General features: G+C 60.4%; 19 protein-coding genes and 1 riboswitch. Of the genes, 15 read left to right on the top strand and 4 right to left on the bottom strand.

What is annotated here, in order from left to right; all coding sequences use genetic code 11:
• Window positions 1-55 precede the first annotated feature (55 nt).
• The 5 genes from PMI30_RS01570 to PMI30_RS01590 are packed head-to-tail and all read left to right on the top strand — an operon-like array spanning window position 56 to window position 5,430.
• On the top strand, window positions 56-1,348 hold the full coding sequence (locus tag PMI30_RS01570) for an OprD family porin (RefSeq protein WP_008014839.1): 1,293 nt from the start codon (window positions 56-58) through the stop codon (window positions 1,346-1,348).
• A gap of 38 nt (window positions 1,349-1,386) precedes the next feature.
• Window positions 1,387-2,364, top strand: coding sequence for a Bug family tripartite tricarboxylate transporter substrate binding protein (locus PMI30_RS01575; protein ID WP_007898608.1), 978 nt, complete (start codon window positions 1,387-1,389; stop codon window positions 2,362-2,364).
• Between the two features lie 58 nt (window positions 2,365-2,422).
• Window positions 2,423-2,881: a tripartite tricarboxylate transporter TctB family protein gene (locus tag PMI30_RS01580; protein WP_008014837.1), complete on the top strand. Its 459-nt coding sequence runs from the start codon at window positions 2,423-2,425 to the stop codon at window positions 2,879-2,881.
• 1 nt (window position 2,882) lies between these two features.
• On the top strand, window positions 2,883-4,397 hold the full coding sequence (locus tag PMI30_RS01585; RefSeq protein WP_008014835.1) for a tripartite tricarboxylate transporter permease: 1,515 nt from the start codon (window positions 2,883-2,885) through the stop codon (window positions 4,395-4,397).
• Window positions 4,390-5,430, top strand: coding sequence for an AbrB family transcriptional regulator (locus PMI30_RS01590; protein ID WP_008014832.1), 1,041 nt, complete (start codon window positions 4,390-4,392; stop codon window positions 5,428-5,430). The genes PMI30_RS01585 and PMI30_RS01590 overlap by 8 nt, the downstream gene beginning before the upstream one ends.
• Window positions 5,431-5,504: 74 nt before the next feature.
• Here PMI30_RS01590 and PMI30_RS01595 read toward each other — a convergent pair whose 3' ends face one another.
• Together PMI30_RS01595 and ung are read right to left on the bottom strand one after the other, a co-directional pair.
• The gene (locus PMI30_RS01595) at window positions 5,505-5,957 is read right to left on the bottom strand and encodes a hypothetical protein (protein WP_008014831.1); all 453 of its coding nucleotides are present in this window, start codon (window positions 5,955-5,957) and stop codon (window positions 5,505-5,507) included.
• A gap of 156 nt (window positions 5,958-6,113) precedes the next feature.
• On the bottom strand, window positions 6,114-6,812 hold the full coding sequence (ung, locus tag PMI30_RS01600; RefSeq protein WP_177318864.1) for a uracil-DNA glycosylase: 699 nt from the start codon (window positions 6,810-6,812) through the stop codon (window positions 6,114-6,116).
• Between the two features lie 129 nt (window positions 6,813-6,941).
• Here ung and PMI30_RS01605 point away from each other — a divergent pair, with 129 nt between their 5' ends.
• Complete coding sequence (locus tag PMI30_RS01605) at window positions 6,942-8,054, top strand: enoyl-CoA hydratase/isomerase family protein (protein WP_008014827.1); 1,113 nt, start codon at window positions 6,942-6,944, stop codon at window positions 8,052-8,054.
• A 50-nt stretch (window positions 8,055-8,104) separates the two neighbouring features.
• Here PMI30_RS01605 and PMI30_RS30995 read toward each other — a convergent pair whose 3' ends face one another.
• Both PMI30_RS30995 and PMI30_RS01610 read right to left on the bottom strand, forming a co-directional pair.
• Entirely contained in the window at window positions 8,105-8,578 is a 474-nt protein-coding gene (locus PMI30_RS30995) for a hypothetical protein (protein ID WP_008014825.1), read from the bottom strand.
• Window positions 8,579-8,791: 213 nt separating this feature from the next.
• Window positions 8,792-9,031 (bottom strand): hypothetical protein, encoded by a 240-nt coding sequence (locus PMI30_RS01610; protein WP_008014823.1) that lies wholly within the window; start codon window positions 9,029-9,031, stop codon window positions 8,792-8,794.
• 283 nt (window positions 9,032-9,314) lie between these two features.
• Window positions 9,315-9,415, top strand: a riboswitch (guanidine-I (ykkC/yxkD leader).
• A gap of 62 nt (window positions 9,416-9,477) precedes the next feature.
• On the opposite strand from PMI30_RS01610, the gene PMI30_RS01615 reads away from it, so the two are divergent.
• The 9 genes from PMI30_RS01615 to PMI30_RS01655 all read left to right on the top strand — a co-directional run bounded on the left by PMI30_RS01615 (window position 9,478) and on the right by PMI30_RS01655 (window position 20,478).
• The gene (locus PMI30_RS01615; protein ID WP_008014821.1) at window positions 9,478-10,545 is read left to right on the top strand and encodes a putative urea ABC transporter substrate-binding protein; all 1,068 of its coding nucleotides are present in this window, start codon (window positions 9,478-9,480) and stop codon (window positions 10,543-10,545) included.
• A 17-nt stretch (window positions 10,546-10,562) separates the two neighbouring features.
• Window positions 10,563-11,378 carry an ABC transporter permease gene (locus PMI30_RS01620; RefSeq protein ID WP_008014819.1) on the top strand — a complete coding sequence of 272 codons (816 nt, stop codon included), beginning with the start codon at window positions 10,563-10,565 and terminating at the stop codon, window positions 11,376-11,378.
• Window positions 11,375-12,163, top strand: a complete 789-nt coding sequence (locus PMI30_RS01625; RefSeq protein ID WP_008014817.1) for an ABC transporter ATP-binding protein — start codon at window positions 11,375-11,377, stop codon at window positions 12,161-12,163. Before PMI30_RS01620 ends, PMI30_RS01625 begins: the two co-directional genes overlap by 4 nt.
• A 12-nt stretch (window positions 12,164-12,175) precedes the next feature.
• Entirely contained in the window at window positions 12,176-12,901 is a 726-nt protein-coding gene (locus tag PMI30_RS01630) for an urea amidolyase associated protein UAAP1 (protein ID WP_008014815.1), read from the top strand.
• 11 nt (window positions 12,902-12,912) lie between these two features.
• The gene (locus PMI30_RS01635) at window positions 12,913-13,554 is read left to right on the top strand and encodes an urea amidolyase associated protein UAAP2 (RefSeq protein WP_008014814.1); all 642 of its coding nucleotides are present in this window, start codon (window positions 12,913-12,915) and stop codon (window positions 13,552-13,554) included.
• A gap of 370 nt (window positions 13,555-13,924) precedes the next feature.
• Complete coding sequence (gene uca, locus PMI30_RS01640) at window positions 13,925-17,635, top strand: urea carboxylase (RefSeq protein WP_008014812.1); 3,711 nt, start codon at window positions 13,925-13,927, stop codon at window positions 17,633-17,635.
• Between the two features lie 15 nt (window positions 17,636-17,650).
• Entirely contained in the window at window positions 17,651-19,429 is a 1,779-nt protein-coding gene (atzF, locus tag PMI30_RS01645; protein ID WP_008014810.1) for an allophanate hydrolase, read from the top strand.
• Between the two features lie 92 nt (window positions 19,430-19,521).
• The gene (locus tag PMI30_RS01650) at window positions 19,522-19,740 is read left to right on the top strand and encodes a cysteine-rich CWC family protein (RefSeq protein WP_032836298.1); all 219 of its coding nucleotides are present in this window, start codon (window positions 19,522-19,524) and stop codon (window positions 19,738-19,740) included.
• A gap of 45 nt (window positions 19,741-19,785) precedes the next feature.
• On the top strand, window positions 19,786-20,478 hold the full coding sequence (locus PMI30_RS01655) for a pseudouridine synthase (protein ID WP_008014805.1): 693 nt from the start codon (window positions 19,786-19,788) through the stop codon (window positions 20,476-20,478).
• Window positions 20,479-20,534 lie beyond the last annotated feature (56 nt).

Genomic DNA, 20,534 nt, shown 5'->3' with positions numbered 1-20,534 from the left:
GAAAAACGCCCCGAAGCGTTTTCGCCAATAAGAACAATAAACGGAGTACGTCACCATGCTGTCCATGCAGCTTCAGGCTCGCCCGCCTGCTCGTTTTTCCCGCCTCAGCCACACCGCCCTTGCCAGTGCCGCCGCCCTCGCCGGCTTTTCGCCGTTGAGCCAGGCTGCCTTCTTCGAAGACAGTACGGCAACCTTCGAAACCCGCAACATGTATTTCAACCGCGACTTTCGCGACGGTACCAGCGCCCAGCAATCCAAGCGGGACGAATGGGCCCAGGGGTTCATGCTCAATCTGCAATCGGGTTACACCGACGGCACCGTGGGGTTCGGTGTCGATGCACTGGGCATGCTCGGGGTAAAACTCGATTCGAGTCCGGATCGCACCGGCACCGGCCTGTTGCCGACCCATGACGACGGTCGCGCGGCTGACGAGTATTCCAAGCTCGGCCTGACCGGCAAAGTGAAAATCTCCGCCACGGAACTGAAAATCGGCAGCCTGATTCCGGAACTGCCGATCCTCAAACCCAACGACGGGCGCATTCTGCCGCAGACCTTTGAAGGCGGCCTGCTGACCTCCAAAGAGATCAAGAACCTGACCTTCACCGGCGGGCGTCTGGAGAAAGCCAAGGACCGCGACAGCACCGACTTCGAGGACATCGCCCTCAACAACAAGAACAGCCGCTTCGCTGGCACCGTGGCCGGCAAGCACTTTGACTTTGGCGGCGTGGACTACAAGTTCACCGACAAAATCACCGGCAGCTACCACTTCGCTCAGCTCGATGAAGTCTACAACCAGCACTTTGTCGGCGTTGTCGCGTCGCAACCGTTCGGCCCCGGCACGTTCGGCACCGATCTGCGATTGGCCATCAGTGACGACGAGGGCGCTGCCCGGGGCGGCAAGATCGACAACAAATCCCTGAACGGTCTGGTGAGCTACGCCTTGAACGGGCATAAACTCAGCGCCGGCTATCAGCACATGTCCGGTGACAGCGCTTTCCCTTACGTCGATGGCAGCGATCCGTACCTGGTCAACTTCGTGCAGATCAACGACTTTGCCGGCGCCGAAGAACGCTCCTGGCAAGCGCGTTACGACTATGACTTCTCCAAACTCGGTATTCCGGGCCTGAGCTTCATGAGCCGTTACCTGAGCGGTGACAACATCAAGCTCAAGAACGGTGATGAAGGCAAAGAGTGGGAACGCAACACCGAGATCAAATACGTCGTACAAAGTGGCGCCCTGAAAGATGTCGCCGTACGCCTGCGCAATGCCACCTACCGTTCCAACTACTCCGCCCGCGATGCCGATGAAGTGCGTCTGCTGGTGAGCTATAGCGTTGCACTTTGGTAATTCAGTACGTCCATAACAAAAATCCCAAGGAGACTTGAATGAACCTATCACTGCGTAAAGTTGCTCTGGCCGCTGGCGTCATGCTGTTCGCCGGCCAATTGATGGCCGAACCGAAACGTCCGGAATGCATCGCCCCGGCCTCGCCAGGCGGCGGTTTCGACCTGACCTGCAAACTGGCGCAAAGCGCGCTGGTGAACGAAAAACTGCTGACCAAACCGATGCGCGTGACCTACATGCCCGGCGGTGTCGGCGCGGTGGCGTACAACGCGGTGGTCGCCCAGCGTCCTGCCGATGCCGGCACGCTGGTGGCGTGGTCCAGCGGTTCGCTGCTGAACCTGGCGCAAGGCAAGTTCGGTCGTTTCGATGAAACCAACGTCCGCTGGCTGGCCGCCGTCGGCACCAGCTATGGCGCCATCGCGGTGAAAAGCGATTCGCCTTACAAGACCCTGGACGACCTGGTTCAGGCGCTGAAGAAAGATCCGAGCAAAGTGGTGATCGGTTCCGGCGGCACCGTCGGCAGCCAGGACTGGATGCAAACTGCCCTGATCGCCAAGGCGGCCGGGATCAACCCGCGCGACCTGCGTTATGTCGCCCTGGAAGGCGGTGGTGAAATCGCCACCGCCCTGCTCGGTGGCCACATCCAGGTCGGCAGCACCGACATCTCCGACTCCATGCCACACATTCAGAGCGGCGACATGCGCCTGCTGGCGGTGTTCTCCGAGAAGCGTCTGGACGAGCCGGAAATGAAGAACATTCCGACGGCTAAAGAGCAAGGCTACGACATCGTCTGGCCCGTGGTTCGCGGCTTCTATCTCGGGCCAAAAGTCAGCGACGAAGACTACGCCTGGTGGAAAGACGCCTTCGACAAACTGCTGGCCTCCGAGGACTTCGCCAAGCTGCGCGATCAGCGTGAACTGTTCCCGTTCGCCATGACCGGCCCGGAGCTGGACACCTACGTGAAGAAGCAGGTCGCGGACTACAAAGTGCTGGCCAAAGAGTTCGGCCTGATCCAGTGATCGCCTCTGTCTAGCGGCCACGACCCCGGCTCTCGGGGTCGTGGCCCAGGAGTTCCTCATGCTCATACAACGCATTTTTGCTTCGGTGCTGTTGCTGGCCTGTCTGTGCCTGATACTGATGGCCTGGCCCTATCAGGCTCCGTTTTCCTATGAACCCATCGGTCCCCGCGCCTTCCCGTTATTGATGTTGGGCCTGATGGGGCTGGGGCTGGTTTACATGGTATTTCGCCCGTCGCCGATCATCCACACGACTGACGATCCACCGATGGATCGCGAGACCCTGCACAAGATTGGCCTTTGCGTGCTGTTGTTGCTGATCTTCGCCGGTCTGTTCGAACCCTTGGGCTTCATCCTCAGCAGCCTGTTGATCGGCATTCCGATGGCGCGCCTGTACGGCGGACGCTGGGTGCCGAGCGCGGTGATCATCAGCCTGATGAGTATCGGCCTGTACCTGCTGTTCGACAAAGTCATGGACGTCCCGCTGCCTTTGGGCCTGCTTGACGTTTTGGAGAACTGATATGGATACGCTTGGTTATTTGAGTCACGGCTTCGGCGTCGCATTAACGCCATACAACCTGGTGACCGCACTCAGCGGCACACTGATCGGCACCGTGGTCGGCCTGCTGCCGGGCCTGGGGCCGATCAACGGCGTGGCGCTGTTGATCCCCATCGCGTTCGCCCTGGGCCTGCCACCGGAGTCGGCGTTGATCCTGCTGGCGGCGGTCTATCTGGGTTGCGAGTACGGCGGCCGGATCAGCTCGATCCTGCTGAACATTCCGGGGGAAGCGTCCACCGTGATGACCACCCTCGACGGCTACCCGATGGCGCGTCAAGGCATGGCGGGGGTTGCACTGTCGCTGTCGGCCTGGAGCTCGTTCATCGGCGCCTTCATCGCGACCTGCGGGATGGTGGTGTTTGCACCGATTCTGGCGAAATGGGCGATTGCCTTCGGTCCGGCGGAATACTTCGTCCTGATGGTGTTCGCGATTGTCTGCCTCGGCGGCATGGCCGGCGACCGACCACTGAAGACCTTTATCGCCGCGCTGATCGGCCTGTTCCTGTCGACCGTCGGCATTGATGCCAATAGCGGCGTCTATCGATTCACCGGTGACAACATCCACCTCACTGACGGCATTCAGTTTGTGGTGCTGGTACTGGGCCTCTTCTCCATCAGTGAAATTCTCCTGCTGCTGGAAAAAACCCACCGCGGTCAGGAAGCGTTCAAAGCCACCGGTCGCATGATGTTCAACTTCAAGGAAGCCGCCTCAGTGTTCTGGGTGAACATGCGTTGCGGTGTGCTCGGTTTCATCATGGGCGTGCTGCCCGGTGCCGGCGCGACGCTGGCCAGCGCCGTGGCCTACATGACCGAAAAACGCATCGCGGGCTCAAGCGGCAAATTCGGGCAGGGCGACAAACGTGGTCTCGCCGCCCCGGAAACCGCTATCGGCGCTGAAGCTTGCGGCGCACTGGTGCCGATGTTGACGCTGGGTGTGCCAGGTTCGGGCACGACTGCGGTGATGATCGGCGCACTGTCGCTGTACAACATCACGCCGGGCCCGCTGCTGTTCCAACAGCAACCGGACATCGTCTGGGGCCTGATCGCCTCGTTGTTTGTTGCCAACATCATGCTGGTGATCCTCAACATTCCGATGATCCGTATCTTCACCCGCATCCTCGCCGTGCCGAACTGGGCGCTGGTGCCGATGATCGCGATCATCACCGCCATCGGCGTCTTCGCGGTACATGCGACCACCTTCGACCTGTTCCTGATGATCGGTATCGGCATCTTCGGCTACATCCTGCGCAAGCTAGACTTCCCGTTGTCGCCCGTGCTGCTGGGTTTCATTCTCGGTGGGTTGATGGAACAGAATCTGCGTCGCGCCTTGTCGATCTCCAACGGTTCACTGGAAATTCTCTGGTCCAGCGGGATCACCATGGGTGTCTGGGCGTTGATCGCAGTGATGCTGCTGGTGCCGATCCTGCGTATCTGGCGCAAACGTTCGGTCGCCCGGCGCACTATCGCCGATGTCTGATCGCACCCCGTTCAAAAGCTGGTGGGGAACACCGCTGGTCGGTCTGCTGGGCGGTTACCTCGCCAGCCAGATCGGCTGGCCGCTGCCGTGGATGGTCGGCTCGTTGTTGGCGATCATCCTGGTGCGCTGCCTGACTCCCTGGCAATTGGCGGAAATCCCTGGCGGGCGCAAGTGTGGCCAGTGGATCGTCGGCATCGGCATCGGCCTGCACTTCACCCCAGTGGTGATGGAGCAGGTGTTGAGCCACTTCGGTCTGATCTTCTTCGGTGCGTTGGTCACCAGCCTGTCCGCGGTGGTCGGGGTCTGGTTGATGCGGCGTACCGGGGAAGATCGCGCCACCGCATTCTTTTCCAGCATGCCCGGCGGCTCCGGGGAGATGGTCAACCTCGGCGCGCGCAACGGCGCGGTGCTCAGCCGTGTCGCGGCGGGGCAGAGTTTGCGGGTGCTGGTGGTGGTGCTGTGTGTGCCGGCGGCCTTCAAATATCTATTGGGCGACGGTGCGCCGATCGCCCATGCCGGCAGCGTCGACTGGCGCTGGCTGGCGATTCTGTTCCCGGCGGGCGCCCTTGCCGCCTGGATCTGGCAACGTCTGCGCCAGCCCAATCCGTGGCTATTCGGACCGTTGCTGGTGAGTGCGGCGGTGAGCATTGGTTGGGACCTGCACATCGGACTGCCCAACGGCGGCAGTCAGATCGGCCAGTGGCTGATCGGCAGCGGGTTGGGGTGTCACTTCAATCGGCAGTTCTTCCGGCGGGCACCGTCCTTCATGGGCCGAACCCTGCTCGGCACGGTGTTGACCATGTTGATCGCTACCCTGGCGGCATTGGGTTTGAGCGCGCTGACTCAGCTGGATCTGCGTTCGCTGACCCTGGGCATGATGCCCGGCGGGATTGCCGAGATGAGTTTGACGGCGGAAACCCTGCAATTGTCGGTACCGTTGGTGACGGCGATGCAGGTGATGCGGTTGTTGTTTGTATTGTTTCTGGCAGAGCCGTTGTTTCGGTATTGGAACCGGGAGCCCGAACGGCCATGAGGATTTTGTTTTTAGTTAAATAAAAGAAGTGCCCCACTCTTGGAGAATTATTGCCTTGGAGCACTTCTTGAATTTCAAAACAAGATATTGAAATTACCCAAGAAGAGCTCAGCAGTCTTGCCGGCACTTCCTATACGGGCTACGAAGTGAAAATCCTCGGCCTCGAAATGAGTACCTTCAGAATTGACAGTAAGTTTGATTTTTCCACTTACAGCCCTGTACAGCTCTGAATCCTCGCCCAAGACAATACCGTACCGGGCCTCAATAACACCCGGTTTAATATCATATACTCCACTTTGAGTATCCCGCGGAATTTCGAAAGTCACCGAGGTAAAGTAATCACTTTGATCATCGTTAACCCGGCCGCCCACCTGATAATTACCTACAACGACATCGTCGATAAAATACACATCGCCTGTATCGATAGTATTTCTAGGGTCGGAAGTAGGCCAACGAGTTGTTTTCGCAAATAAATTTCCTTTAGCCTTTGGAAGGGCCATTATTTTATTGCGCTCCAGATTATTCATAACGAACTCCTGTTTAATTAATAAAACCCGATTAGAGCTTTAATAGTGCAAGCCCGTAGGGATCAATTGAACAGATGGCGCCCTATCACGTCTACTGTCAGAAGTAACAGGTATCCGGTGATATCTGACGAGCGGCTCTCTGGCTGGCGGTGATCGTTACATAACCGGCGGCAACCGCCACTCGATCGGCGTCTCGCCATTCTGTTCCAGAAACTTGTTCGCCCGGCTGAAGTGCCCACATCCGAGGAAGCCGCGATAAGCGGACAGCGGCGATGGATGGACTGAGGTCAGCACCAGATGTTTGGTGGCATCGATGAGTTTCTGCTTGCTCTGGGCATGTGCGCCCCACAGCAGGAACACCAGATGTGGCTGATGTTCGCTGACCACTTCGATAATCCGATCGGTAAAGTACTGCCAGCCCTTGCCCGCATGGGCGTTGGCATTCGCGCGTTCGACGGTCATGGTGGTGTTGAGCATCAACACGCCTTGCTCTGCCCAACTCTGCAGGTAGCCATGGTTGGGAATGTCGATGTTCAGGTCGCGCTTCAACTCTTTGTAAATGTTCACCAGCGATGGCGGCGCCGGTACGCCCGGTTGCACCGAGAAGCACAGCCCATGGGCCTGACCCGGGCCGTGGTAAGGGTCTTGACCGAGGATGACCACTTTGACCTTGTCCAGCGGCGTGGAATTGAGCGCGTTGAAAATCATCGGTCCGGGTGGATAGATCTCTTTGCCCGCCGCGCGTTCCTGTTGCAGGAATGAGCGCAACTCTGCCATGTAAGGCTGGTCGAATTCGGCACGCAGTGCCTCCTTCCAGCTCGGTTCGAGTTTGATACGGTCGTCAGCAGTCATGATTACATCCGGTAAAAACAATGGGGCGAACCCTAGGAAAGCCCATCACGCTTGTCAATTGATCTGACGCAGATCCGGCACTTTCCTATAGAGCGATCATACTGAACGCTCAAATTCCCGATCGAGGTCACGATGAATCTGCACTTCGAAGAACTCACCGGCACCGACGGCGCACGCATCGGCATTGCCAGCCTGGATGCCGAAAAGTCCCTCAACGCCCTCTCCTTGCCGATGATCAACGCCCTGCGCGATCAACTGGACGCCTGGGCCAAGGAGCCACAGATCGTTTGCGTGCTGCTGCGCGGCAATGGCGCCAAGGCTTTTTGCGCCGGCGGTGAAGTACGCAGCCTGGTGGAGGCGTGTCGCGCCCTTCCCGGTGAAGTGCCGCCCTTGGCTGCACACTTCTTTGCGGCAGAATATCGCCTCGACTTCAACCTGCACACCTACCCGAAACCGCTGATCTGTTGGGGGCATGGTTACGTGCTGGGCGGTGGCATGGGGCTGCTGCAAGGGGCGAGCATTCGGATCGTCACGCCGAGCAGCCGGTTGGCGATGCCGGAGATCGGCATCGGCTTGTACCCGGACGTCGGCGCCAGCTGGTTTCTGTCGCGGTTGCCCGGCAAGCTCGGATTGTTTCTGGGCCTGACCGGCGCCCAGATGAACGGTCGCGATGCGATCGATCTGGACCTCGCCGACCGCTTCTTGCGCGATGATCAACAGCATGAGCTGATCGAAGGTTTGCTGCAATTGAACTGGCAGGAACAGACAGCCATGCAGCTCAACAGCCTGCTCAAGGCCTTGCAGCAGGAAGCGCTCGCGCAGATGCCCGAAGCGCAGTGGTTGCCTCGACGCGAGCTGATCGACGAACTGCTGGATGTCAGCGACGTTCGTTGCGCCTGGAAGGCCATCAGTGCGCTGCGCGATCATTCCGACCCGCTGCTCGGTCGTGCCGCCAAAACCATGACTGAAGGCTCGCCCCTGACCGCTCATCTGGTGTGGGAACAGATCGTTCGCGCCCGGCACCTGTCACTGGCTCAAGTCTTTCAGATGGAATACACCATAAGCCTCAACTGCTGCCGTCATCCGGAGTTCAGCGAAGGCGTACGAGCGCGGTTGATCGACAAGGACCAGAAACCTCACTGGCACTGGCCGGATATCAACAATGTGCCGGAGGCGGCGGTGGAGGCGCATTTTCGCAAGGTATGGGAAGGTCGGCACCCTCTGGCCGATCTGTCTGAGTACTGAAATCCAGGCACAAAAAAACGGCGCTTCAAGCGCCGTTTTTTATTGAGGGGTTAGCGGCGGTGGCCTCGGCCATCGTTATCGCCACGATCGTGGCGATCGCCTCTTCCATCACGGTGATCCCTGTGGCCGCGATAGTCATCGCCCCGGCCGCCTCGGTTCCGGCCGTCCCAATCGCCCCGGTTACGACCGTCCCAACCGCCGCGGTCATGACGGTCCCATCCACGATTCTGGTAGCCGCGGTAGTCGTAATAGCGCGGTGCCGGTTGATAAACCCGCGGCTGGTGGTAGTAACGCGGCGATGGCTGGTAATACCGTGCTGGTGGTGAGTAATACCTGCGTGGGGCCGAGTAGTAACCCCCATCAGAGTAGTAAGACCCGCCACCGGAGTAATACGGCGCTGGGGACGTGTAAACCTCGGAACGGTAGTAGCTGTCTCCTCCGTCGGAATAGGGTACGCACGCACCAAGAAACAATCCCGATAGAGCAATCAGCAGAATTTGGTGGAGCTTTTTTTGACAGAGCATGGCGGCCTCCTGGACCGCGAGTGAGCCACACCAGCGACGCTGGCAGGCGACAGTCAATTGTTCACAACTGTCGAAAGATCAGACAGTGAATTCGGAATCTGGTGCGTTCCTGTAACACGTTGAAACAAGTAGCCGATGAAAGGTTCTTCATCTTTCACACAAGAAAAACGGCGCGTCCGGGAAGCCGGACGCGCCGTTGCATTCATGAGCTGATCAGCGGTGCCCGCGATAGTGTCCGCCGCCATGGTAATGACGGGGACCACTGAAATAATAGTAACGATAGCCGCCGTAAAAACGCGGGCCGCCGTAGTAGTAAGGTGAGTAGTAATAGCCGGGATAGTAATAGGGTGTCGGATAAATATCACCGCCACCTGCATAGTAGTAACAGCCGGACAGGCCCAAACCAAAAAACACGCTGAGGAATATTTGGCGGAGCTTTTTTTGACAGAACATGGAGGCCTCCTGAAAGACCTGCAACAGCAGTCGACTGACACCTGTTTTGACTTTCAAACCTGCACCGAGTGCCAGACGGTATCGGCCTTCAGATCAGCGGCCAGCCCGTCCATCTACGGTGCACGGTTGCGCGCCAACGCACCATGACAAGGCAAGGCGCAAGCCCCCTTTATCCGCCCTCTTCCCTGCATGCCCCCACCCAGAGGGTTCAAGCCGACTTGGCACGGCTCTCGCTTAACCAAAGGCGTGCAGGAGTCATCACAGGTTCGCGGCACCACAATTTGCAATGGCTGACTAGGGTTCCGGCTCGCGATCGCGAGTGGCTGGTCCGAGAGTTGGCGACCTCCAGTTGAGGTTACACGGCGGGACAAAAGCCCGGGAGACAAGCCACCGTTCGCGGTGCCGCTGCCTTCCTGTCCGCCCTTGATCAACTGGAGAACCACACCATGTCCCGACTTCGTTTACCCGCCCTGCTTGCCGCTGCTTTTGCAGCCCTCGTGAGCGTCTCGTCCCAGGCCGCACAAAAAGACCATTTCAGCGTCTGCTGGACTATTTATGCTGGCTGGATGCCTTGGGAATACGCCGGCAGCCAAGGCATCGTCGACAAATGGGCGAAAAAGTACGGCATCAAAATCGATGTGGTGCAGCTCAACGATTACGTCGAATCCATCAACCAATACACCGCCGGCCAGTTCGATGGCTGCACCATGACCAACATGGACGCGCTGACCATTCCGGCTGCCGGTGGCGTCGACAGCACGGCGCTGATCGTCAGCGACTTCTCCAACGGCAACGACGGCATCGTGCTCAAGGGCGAAGGCAAGAAAGTCGCCGACCTCAAGGGCATGGACGTCAATCTGGTTGAGCTCTCGGTGTCCCACTATCTATTGGCCCGGGCACTCGATTCGGTGGACCTCACCGAGAAAGACCTGAAAGTGGTCAACACTTCCGACGCCGACATTTCGGCCGCCTTCAACACCGATCAGGTCAACGCTGTCACCACCTGGAACCCGATGCTCTCGGACATCAAGGCCAAGCCCGGCGTGACCGAAGTCTTCAACTCCAGCCAGGTTCCCGGCGAAATCATGGACATGATGGTGGTCAACAGCGCCACCCTCAAAGACAACCCGGCCCTGGGCAAAGCCCTGACCGGCGCCTGGTTTGAAGTGGTGGCATTGATGAACGCCAAAAACGCCGCCAGCAAAGCCGCCCTCGAACACATGGCCAAAGCCTCGGGCACCGACCTGGCCGGTTTCCAGGCGCAACTCGACACCACCAAGCTGTTCGCCACCCCCCAGGAAGCCTTGGCGTTTTCCACCAGCAAGCAACTGCCCGACACCATGCGCAAGGTCGCCGAGTTCTCGTTCCAGCACGGCTTGTTGGGTGAAGGTGCCAAGGACACCAGCGCCATCGGCATGGCCTTCGCCAATGGCGTGACCAGCGGCGACAAGACCAACCTCAAGCTGCGCTTCGACCCGAGCTACGTGCAGATGGCTGCCGACTCCACGTTGTAACAACGGAGGACTAGGCCATGCGCCTGATCAATCGCCACCCGGATCGCCCGAGTCGCCTGCTGTTGGTGATCCTGCCATTCGCCCTGGTTTTGTTCGCCTACTTCATGGGCTCGGCCGATCGGCTGACGGACAACCCCAACGACAAACTGCTGCCCAGTGCCGTGCAGATGACCGACGCGGTGAAACGCCTGGCCTTCACCGCCGACACCCGCACCGGTGAATACCTGCTCTGGCAAGACAGCGCCGCCAGCCTGCGACGGCTGGCCATCGGCCTCGGCATCAGCGCATTGGCCGGGCTGTGCCTGGGCATCGCCGCCGGGACCCTGCCGCTGTTTGGCGCACCGTTGTCGCCGGTACTCACCGTGCTGTCGATGGTGCCGCCGCTGGCGATCCTGCCGATTCTGTTCATCGTGTTCGGGCTGGGGGAGTTGTCGAAAGTGATGCTGATCGTGATCGGCATCACCCCGTGCCTGGCCCGCGATCTGGAACAGCGCGCCCGGGAAATTCCCGTCGAGTTGCTGATCAAGGCGCAGACGCTTGGCGCTTCGACCTGGACCTTGATGCTGCGCGTGGTGCTGCCGCAATTGTTGCCGCGCCTGTTGATCTCGCTGCGACTGATGCTGGGTTCGGCGTGGTTGTTCCTGATCGCCGCCGAAGCCATCGCCTCCACCGATGGTCTCGGCTATCGGATTTTCCTGGTGCGCCGCTACCTGGCGATGGACGTAATCCTGCCCTACGTGGTGTGGATCACCCTGCTCGCCTGGCTGATGGACTGGGGTCTGAAACGCCTGACCCAACGGGCGTTCCCTTGGTATGAGGGGGCCCGCGCATGAGCTTCATCACGGTAAAAAACGTCTGGCAGCAATATGCCGATCAGGTGGTACTCGAGGGATTGAACCTGAACGTCAACGAGGGTGAGTTCTGCACCTTGGTCGGCGCTTCAGGTTGCGGTAAATCGACTTTCCTGCGGCTACTGCTGGGCCAGGAACGCGCTAGTCGCGGTGAGATTCTGTTGGACGGCCAGGCCCTGGCCAGCGAACCGGATGCCAGCCGCGGCGTGGTGTTCCAGCGCTACTCTGTGTTCCCGCATTTAACGGTGCTGGACAACGTCGCCCTCGGCCTCGAACTGCCGCGTTCACCGCTACTTGGGCGCTTGTTCGGCAGCGCTAAAAAAGACGCACGCGAACAAGCCTCAGTGTTGCTGCACAAAGTCGGCCTCGGTCACTCGCTGGACAAGTACCCGGCACAGCTCTCCGGCGGTATGCAACAACGGCTGGCGATTGCCCAGGCGCTGATCATGAAGCCGCGTGTGTTGCTGCTCGACGAACCCTTCGGCGCGCTCGATCCGGGCATCCGCAAGGACATGCACGGCTTGCTGCTGGAACTGTGGCGCGAGACCCAGCTGACAGTGTTCATGGTCACCCATGACCTGTCCGAAGGTTTCAGCCTCGGCACCCGTTTGCTGGTGTTCGACAAGGTCCGCCTCGACCCGCACGCCCCCGGCGCCTATGGCGCACGCATCACCTACGACATCCCTTTGAACAGCGACCGCCGCACCCATCGTGCCGCCGTCGATGCCTTGCCGGCTCAGTTGGCAGGCACGCTTCGCACCGCTTGAGAGGATTTGCACATGACTGATTCGACCCAGCTGTTCCCGCCCTTCGCCGAAGAAATGCTCCCCGGCGGCGGCCATCGTTCCTTCGTTCTGAAACGCGGCCAATTGCTGCGCCTGACCGACCTGCGCGGCGGTGCCAATGTAAGCCTGACGCTGCTCAACGCCAACGAAAAAACCGAACGCCTGAACCTGCCCGACAGCCTCAAATGCCAACACACCGCCAAGCTCACCACCGGCCATTGCCTGTATTCGGACATGGGGCGCGTGCTCGCCGCCATTACCGCCAACACCTGCGGCTGGAGCGACAGTCTCGGCGGTGTGCTCTGCGCTGAAGAAGTCGCGGAAAAATACGGCGCGGGTCGCTATCAGGAACTGCGCAACGGCTTCTTCCGCAACGGCACCGACAACCTGTTGGTGGAATTGGGCAAGTGGGGTTTGGGCCTGTCCGATCTGTTGATGACCCTCAACCTGTTCAGCCGTGTGAACGTCGATGAGGCCGGGCGTTTTCATTTCGTCGAAGGCAATTCCAGGGCCGGTGACTACATCGAGTTGTATGCGCCGATGGACACGCTGGTGGTGCTCACCGCGCTGCAACATCCGATGGATCCTTCGCCTGAATACGCGCCGAAACCATTGAAGTTGAGCTGGATGAACGCTGATGCCAGCGTCGCCGAACACTGCCGCACCTCGCGCCCGGAAAACGAGCGCGGCTTCATCAACACCGACCGTCTGTTCGCTTGAGGATCGCTGCAATGTCACTTGTTATCGCCACCGCTCAACAGCTGCCTGAAACCGCGGTGTACCGCGCCACCATCCCCGCCGGCGAACCCTGGCTGATGGAGGTCAAGGCCGGCCAGACCTTGCGCATCCTCGACCTGGAAGGCAATCAGGCCGTCGACACTCTGTTCTACAGCCTCGCCAATCCCAAGGAGCGCTATGACGTACAGCGAACGTTGCGTCGGCAGAACAGCGTCTACCTGAGCACCGGCAGCGTGCTCTATTCCAACCTCGGCAAACCGATGCTGACCATCGTCGCCGACACTTGCGGGCGTCACGACACCCTCGGCGGTGCTTGCGCACAAGAGAGCAACACCGTGCGTTATGCGCTGGAGAAACGCTACATGCACAGCTGTCGCGACAACTACCTGCGCGCGTGTGTCCACGATGGTCGGCTGGGCAAGGGAGACATCGGGCCGAACATCAACTTCTTCATGAACGTGCCGGTGACGGCCGACGGCGGGCTGACGTTCGAAGACGGGATTTCGGCGCCGGGCAAATACGTCGACCTGCGGGCCGAGATGGACGTGATCGTGTTGATCTCCAACTGCCCGCAACTGAACAACCCGTGCAACGCCTACAACCCGACACCTGCGGAGCTATTGGTATGGAACTGAAATTTTCGCGTTTGCGGCGGTGGTTGTTTGTCTTGTGTCAGGCCCGCTCCGGCCAGTGCATCAAACAGTAAAAACACCACTAAACCCTGTGGGTGCGGGCTTGTGTGGCGAGGGGGCTTGCCCCCGTTGGGGCGCGAAGCGGCCCCCGACGCCCGTCCAGACAGACCAAGTTGTCTGGATTTGCGACTGCTTCGCAGCCGAACGGGGGCAAGCCCCCTCGCCACACAAGCCCGCTCCCACAGGGGGTCAGTGGTGTTTTGAAGAAAGTTGATTCTGCCGCCTGGGACGACCTCGGCGCCTATCGAAAAACTGCGGGACGGCCCGCATCCCAGGTCGAGGCTGATGCGTTATCGCCTCCGGGGGTTATGCCATGTTCGAAAAAGTCCTCATCGCCAACCGCGGCGCCATTGCCTGCCGCATCCTGCGTACCCTGCAAGAGTTGCAGGTCAAGGGCGTCGCGGTTTACTCCGAAGCTGACGCCGCCAGCCTGCATATCCTGCAAGCCAATGAAGCCCACAGCCTGGGCGAAGGCGCTGCCGCTGGCACTTATCTGGCGGTCGAAAAAATCCTCGCCATCGCCAAAGCCACCGGCGCCACGGCGGTTCATCCCGGCTACGGTTTTCTCTCGGAAAACGCCGCATTCGCCCAAGCCTGCGAAGCGGCCGACATCGCCTTCATCGGCCCCACACCGGAGCACCTGCGGGTGTTCGGCCTCAAGCACACCGCCCGCGCCCTGGCCAAGCAACACGGCGTGCCAATGCTCGAAGGCACCGAGCTGCTCGACAGCCTCGACGCAGCGTTGATAGCAGGCGAACAAGTCGGCTACCCGGTGATGCTCAAAAGCACCGCCGGTGGTGGCGGGATCGGTATGCGCGTGTGCCGCAGCGCTGCTGAACTGAGCGAATCATTCGAAGCCGTCAAACGCCTTGGTCAGAACAATTTCAGCGACGCCGGCGTGTTCATCGAGAAGTACATCCAGCGCGCCCGACACCTGGAAGTGCAGGTGTTCGGCGATGGCCGGGGTGAGGTGATTGCCCTCGGCGTGCGCGACTGTTCGGTGCAGCGGCGCAACCAGAAAGTCCTTGAAGAAACCCCGGCGCCGAATCTGCCCGAGGGCATGGCCGAGGAACTCTGTGCAGCGGCCATCAAACTGGCCAAAGCGGTGAATTACCGCAGCGCGGGCACTGTGGAGTTCGTCTTCGACAGCGATGCCCAGCGTTTCTATTTTCTTGAAGTGAACACTCGTTTGCAGGTGGAGCACGGCGTCACCGAACAGGTGTGGGGCGTCGATCTGGTGCGCTGGATGGTGGAACTGGCGGCCGGTGATTTGCCGCCGCTGCGCGAGTTGAATCAGCGATTGAAAGCCAATGGTCATGCGATTCAGGCACGACTCTATGCCGAAGATCCGGGTCGGGATTTCCAGCCGAGTCCCGGTCTGCTCACTGCCGTCAATTTCCCGGTTGCCGATGGCCAACACTTGCGCATCGACACTTGGGTCGAGGCTGGTTGCGAGATCCCGCCGTACTTCGATCCGATGATCGCCAAGGTCATCAGCTGGGCACCGACTCGCGAAGCAGCGCGCGCCGATCTGCATCAGGCTCTGGGCGACAGCCTGCTGTACGGGGTGGAAACCAACCGCGATTACTTGCGGCAGATTCTGCTCGATACGCCCTTTGCCAGCGGCCAGCCGTGGACCCGTTGCCTGGAAAGCCTGATCTATCAAGCCAACACCTTTGAAGTGCTCAGCGCCGGCACGCAGACCAGCGTTCAGGACTATCCGGGACGCCTCGGTTACTGGGCGGTAGGCGTGCCGCCGTCGGGGCCGATGGACAGCCGGGCGCTGCGTCTGGGCAATCGCTTGCTGGGTAACGATGAAGGTGCGGCAGCGCTGGAAATCACCATGAGCGGGCCGCTGCTGCGTTTCAATTGTGAGGCGGTGGTGACCGTTACGGGGGCGGTGATTGCGTTGATGCTGAACGGTGAAGCAGTGCCGATGAATACCGCACTGTTGATTCCCGCCGGTGCCACTTTGAGCCTCGGCACCATTGGCGGTGCAGGCGCGCGCAGCTATCTGTGCCTGCGCGGTGGCGTGCAAGTGCCGGATTATCTGGGTAGCAAAAGTACCTTCACCCTCGGCCAGTTTGGTGGCCATGCCGGTCGTGCATTGCGCACTGGGGACGTATTGCATATTCCGGCCTTGAGCGACCACAGCGCCGGGCAAGACCTGGTGATCCAGCACATTACCGAGTTGCCCGCCGTGCGGCAGGTTCGGGTGATTTACGGCCCCCACGGTGCCCCGGAATATTTCACCGAAAACTACATCGGCACCTTCTTCGCCACGCAGTGGGAAGTGCACTTCAACTCCAGCCGCACCGGCGTGCGGCTGATCGGGCCGAAGCCTGAATGGGTGCGGGCCGACGGTGGCGAAGCGGGATTGCATCCGTCGAATATTCATGACAATCCGTACGCGATTGGCGCGGTGGATTTCACCGGTGACATGCCGGTGATTCTGGGACCGGATGGTCCGAGCTTGGGCGGGTTTGTCTGCCCGGTGACGGTGATCGAGGCGGACCTTTGGCAGCTGGGGCAGCTCAAGGCTGGGGACAAGGTTCAGTTTTTGCCGGTTGATCTGAAAACCGCGCGCTCTCTGGCAATACAGCCCCCTTGTGGCGAGGGGGCTTGCCCCCGTTCGGCTGCGAAGCAGTCGCCAATCGGTGAACTCGACACATCTGGTACTACGCGGTTGCAGGTATTGGGGCCGCTTCGCGACCCAACGGGGGCAAGCCCCCTCGCCACAGGTAATGTGCTCCCACAGGGGGTTGTGTCGCCTGTGGTGTTGGATTTGGGTCAGGGGGATACGCGGCTGGTTGCACGTCTGTCGGGCGACACTCATTTGTTATTGGAAATCGGTGCCCCCGAGCTGGACCTGGTCCTGCGCTTCCGAGCCCACGCGCTGATGCAGGCATTGGAAAGCAAACACCTGCATGGCGTGATCGACCTGACACCGGGCATCCGCTCGCTGCAAGTGCACTACCAACCGGAGCAACTGCCGCTGGCCGATCTGCTGGGGCTTGTCGCCGGTGAATGGGACGCCGTGTGCGCCGCCAATGACCTGCAAGTGCCCTCGCGCATCGTCCATCTGCCACTGTCCTGGGATGACCCGGCCTGTCAGTTGGCGATCGAGAAATACATGACCACCGTACGCAAGGACGCCCCCTGGTGCCCGAGCAATCTGGAGTTCATCCGCCGCATCAACGATCTGCCGAACCTCGACGAAGTGCAACGCACAGTGTTCGACGCCAGCTATCTGGTCATGGGCCTGGGCGACGTCTACCTCGGCGCACCAGTCGCCACCCCGCTCGATCCACGGCATCGCCTGGTGACTACCAAGTACAACCCGGCCCGCACCTGGACCGCGGAAAACTCGGTAGGCATCGGCGGCGCCTACCTGTGCGTGTACGGCATGGAAGGCCCCGGTGGTTATCAGTTCGTCGGCCGCACGCTGCAGATGTGGAATCGCTATCGCGAAGTCTCCGCGTTCGACGGCAAGCCGTGGCTGCTGCGCTTCTTCGATCAGATCCGCTTCTACCCGGTGAGCGCCGATGAACTGCTGCGCATTCGTCGGGATTTCCCGCTTGGACGTTTTGATCTGAACATCGAACACAGTCAGCTGAATCTGGCAGATTACCAGGCGTTTTTGGCGAAAGAAGCCCAAGGCATCGCGGCATTTCGGGATCAGCAAAAAAGCGCGTTCAACGCCGAGCGCGAACGCTGGATAGCCAGCGGCCAGGCGCATTTCGACAGCGAAGAGCTGGCTCCGGAAGTGACCGAAGATGCACTGCTGGCCGACGGTCAGCAGAGCATCGACAGCCACATCGCCGGTAACCTCTGGCAGGTTCAGGTGCAGGCTGGCAGCCGGGTCGCGGCGGGGGATGTGCTGGTGATTCTGGAGTCGATGAAGATGGAAATCCCGCTGCTCGCGCCCATGGCGGGTGTGGTGCGCGAGATTCGCGTGCAACCGGGTTCGGCGGTGCGCGCCGGGCAGCGTGTGGTGGTGCTGGAACTCGACTCAAGCCATTGAAAAAGGATTAACGCCATGAACATCAATCTGCAACTCGATGCCCTGCGCAACGCTTACCACCAAGGCCAAATCACGCCTCGGCAACTGCTGCTGAACCTGCGTGAAAAAGCCGCGGCACTGAACCCGGATTATCACCTGTTCATCCATTTGCTCAGTGTCGAGGAACTGGAACCGTATCTCGCCGCACTCGACGGTCGTGACCCAGGCAGCCTGCCGCTGTACGGCGTGCCGTTCGCGATCAAGGACAATATCGACTTGGCGGGCATTCCCACCACGGCGGCGTGTCCGGCGTTTGCCTATGTGCCGGAACGCTCGGCAACCATCGTCGAGCAACTGCTGGCGCTGGGTGCGATTCCGTTGGGCAAGACCAATCTCGATCAGTTCGCCACTGGCCTCAATGGCAGCCGCTCGCCGTATGGCGCTTGCCCGAACAGCGTGTTGACGGAGTATCCGTCGGGCGGTTCCAGCGCCGGGTCTTCACTGGCGGTGGCACTCGGCGTGGCGAGTTTTTCCCTGGGCACGGACACGGCAGGCTCTGGTCGGGTGCCGGCGGCATTGAATAATCTGGTCGGTTTGAAAGCCAGCAAAGGGCTGATCTCCACGGCCGGAGTGGTTCCAGCCTGTCGAACGCTCGATTGCGTCACGACCTTCACGGCCACGGCCCGGGAAGCCAGTCAGTTACTGGCGCTCACCGCTCATCTCGATCCACGGGACGAATACAGCCGCAGTAATCCGCTGTGGAATGACGGCTCGGCCTTCGGGACTCTGTCACCCTTCCGTTTTGGCGTGCCCCGTGCGCAGGATCTGGCATTCTTCGGCTGTCCTGAAGGCCCGTTGCTGTTCGGTGACGCCATCGACCAGCTCAAAGCCATGGGCGGCGAAGCGGTCGAACTGGATTTGTCGCCGTTTCTCGAAGCAGCGCGGTTGCTCTACGAAGGGCCGTGGGTGGCGGAGCGTTACAGCGTGGCCGGCGAGTTGATGGAGCAACATCCTCAAGCCGTGCTGCCGGTGATTCGCGCCGTATTGGCCAAGGCGCCAGCGGTGACCGGCGTGCAAACCTTCCGTGCCCAATACCGTCTGCAGGCCTTGAAAGCGCTGTGCGACAAAGCTCTGGAAGGCCTTGATTGCGTGGTCACGCCAACCATCGGTCGCCCGGTGACATTGGCGGAGCTTGCGGCAGAACCGGTGCTGCGCAACTCGGAACTGGGCTACTACACCAACTTCATGAACCTGCTCGATTACGCCGCCGTCGCCGTGCCCAGCGGGTTCATGGGCAATGGTTTGCCATGGGGCGTGACGTTGTTCGGACGGGCGTTTACCGATCAGTATCTGTTGAGCGTGGCGGATGCCTTGCAACGTCAGCAAGGCTTGGCAGCGCCTGCGCCGACCAATATTGCGCGCAATGATCGCGCACGGCTGGTGGTCTGCGGCGCGCACCTGGATGGGCTGGCGCTGAACTGGCAACTCCAGCTGCGTGGAGCCCGTTTGCTCGAAGCCACTCACAGTTCCCCCGATTATCAGCTGTATGCCCTGGCCGGTGGCCCACCCTATCGTCCTGGCATGGTCCGAGTGAAAGAAGGTGGCGCGGCGATTGCGGTGGAAGTGTGGGAGTTGCCAAGCAGCGAGTTGGGTTCGTTCCTGACCGCCATTCCGGCGCCGCTGGGGTTGGGCAAGGTACAACTGGCGGATGGGCGCTGGGAGAGCGGGTTTATCTGTGAGCCCTATGGGCTGGAGGGGGCGGTGGATATCAGTCATTTGGGCGGGTGGCGAGCGTATCTGCAAGATCGGCGTTGATTTTCAGGATCGCCGGCTTGCGCAGGAGTGCTTGCCGGCCGATCATGCGCGGTCTCGGGCCAAGCAAACTGGCTGTAATCGAATGCTCCTTCATGAATAAACCTGATCTCTGCCCGGCTTGCGGCGCCTCCAACGACTGCAGCCTGGCTGACCCGCGAACCGTCGATCGTGCCTGCTGGTGCTACGGCGTCAGCATCGATCCGGCGGTGCTCCAGGCGTTGCCCGCCGAGCTGCGCGACAAGTCCTGCCTGTGTCCGGCCTGCGCCCAGGTCGAGATGCAGTTGCAAGCAGCCGCTGAGCCGATCACGTAAGATGCGCGGCGCTCTCCCACCGAATCCTCCCACCGAACCCTAGCCATGCGCGTTGACCGCTTCCTCAGCAACCTGCCCCGCTTCAACCGTAAGCAGGTACGCCTGTTGCTGGTGGAAAAACGCGTCAGGATCGACGGAGAAGTCGTCAGCGACCCTCACGCCGAGGTACTCGAATTCAGCCGCGTGGAAGTCGACGACGCGGTGCTGCAAGCTGGCAAGCCGGCCCGCTACTTCATGCTGCACAAACCACCCGGCTGCGTCAGTGCCACCCGCGACCCGCAACACCCGACGGTGCTCGACCTGATCGACGAACCGGACAAGGAAGACCTGCACATCGCCGGTCGCCTGGACTTCAACACCACCGGCCTGATGCTGATCACCAACGATGGCACCTGGTCGCGACGCTTGACCCAACCGCAGACCAAACTGCCCAAGGTCTACTACGTCGAGACCGAGCAGGACATCACTGCCGAATACGCTATCACCTTCGCCAAAGGGCTGTATTTCGCCTTCGAAGACCTCACCACACAACCTGCCGAACTGGTCGTACTCGGGCCAAAATCCGCGCGCTTGAGCATCGTCGAGGGTCGCTATCATCAGGTTAAACGGATGTTCGGCCACTTCGACAACAAGGTGATACGCCTGCACCGCGAACGCATGGGGCCACTGGCGCTCGACGCTGTGTTGAAGCCCGGCGAATACCGGCCGTTGAGCAGCGATGAGATCCGAATGATCTAAGCAGACGACCGCTCAGCAGAAGCCGCTGAAAATTTTACGAAAGATACTTGCGCGAT

This window comes from Pseudomonas sp. GM50 (assembly GCF_000282375.1).
Classification (GTDB): domain Bacteria; phylum Pseudomonadota; class Gammaproteobacteria; order Pseudomonadales; family Pseudomonadaceae; genus Aquipseudomonas.
Note: the sequence above shows the minus strand (reverse complement) of the source record. Positions and strands in the feature narration are given on the sequence as shown.

Excerpts from the sequence above, each read along its gene's own strand:
- PMI30_RS01635 (WP_008014814.1), top strand. The coding sequence starts at position 12,913 with ATGTCACTTGTTATCGCCACCGCTCAACAGCTGCCTGAAACCGCGGTG.
- PMI30_RS01655 (WP_008014805.1), top strand. The coding sequence starts at position 19,786 with ATGCGCGTTGACCGCTTCCTCAGCAACCTGCCCCGCTTCAACCGTAAG.
- PMI30_RS01585 (WP_008014835.1), top strand. The coding sequence starts at position 2,883 with ATGGATACGCTTGGTTATTTGAGTCACGGCTTCGGCGTCGCATTAACG.
- uca (WP_008014812.1), top strand. The coding sequence starts at position 13,925 with ATGTTCGAAAAAGTCCTCATCGCCAACCGCGGCGCCATTGCCTGCCGC.
- PMI30_RS01605 (WP_008014827.1), top strand. The coding sequence starts at position 6,942 with ATGAATCTGCACTTCGAAGAACTCACCGGCACCGACGGCGCACGCATC.
- PMI30_RS01630 (WP_008014815.1), top strand. The coding sequence starts at position 12,176 with ATGACTGATTCGACCCAGCTGTTCCCGCCCTTCGCCGAAGAAATGCTC.
- PMI30_RS01625 (WP_008014817.1), top strand. The coding sequence starts at position 11,375 with ATGAGCTTCATCACGGTAAAAAACGTCTGGCAGCAATATGCCGATCAG.
- PMI30_RS01580 (WP_008014837.1), top strand. The coding sequence starts at position 2,423 with ATGCTCATACAACGCATTTTTGCTTCGGTGCTGTTGCTGGCCTGTCTG.
- PMI30_RS01590 (WP_008014832.1), top strand. The coding sequence starts at position 4,390 with ATGTCTGATCGCACCCCGTTCAAAAGCTGGTGGGGAACACCGCTGGTC.
- PMI30_RS01570 (WP_008014839.1), top strand. The coding sequence starts at position 56 with ATGCTGTCCATGCAGCTTCAGGCTCGCCCGCCTGCTCGTTTTTCCCGC.
- PMI30_RS01650 (WP_032836298.1), top strand. The coding sequence starts at position 19,522 with ATGAATAAACCTGATCTCTGCCCGGCTTGCGGCGCCTCCAACGACTGC.
- PMI30_RS01595 (WP_008014831.1), bottom strand. The coding sequence starts at position 5,957 with ATGAATAATCTGGAGCGCAATAAAATAATGGCCCTTCCAAAGGCTAAA.
- PMI30_RS01620 (WP_008014819.1), top strand. The coding sequence starts at position 10,563 with ATGCGCCTGATCAATCGCCACCCGGATCGCCCGAGTCGCCTGCTGTTG.
- PMI30_RS30995 (WP_008014825.1), bottom strand. The coding sequence starts at position 8,578 with ATGCTCTGTCAAAAAAAGCTCCACCAAATTCTGCTGATTGCTCTATCG.
- PMI30_RS01610 (WP_008014823.1), bottom strand. The coding sequence starts at position 9,031 with ATGTTCTGTCAAAAAAAGCTCCGCCAAATATTCCTCAGCGTGTTTTTT.
- PMI30_RS01575 (WP_007898608.1), top strand. The coding sequence starts at position 1,387 with ATGAACCTATCACTGCGTAAAGTTGCTCTGGCCGCTGGCGTCATGCTG.
- atzF (WP_008014810.1), top strand. The coding sequence starts at position 17,651 with ATGAACATCAATCTGCAACTCGATGCCCTGCGCAACGCTTACCACCAA.
- PMI30_RS01615 (WP_008014821.1), top strand. The coding sequence starts at position 9,478 with ATGTCCCGACTTCGTTTACCCGCCCTGCTTGCCGCTGCTTTTGCAGCC.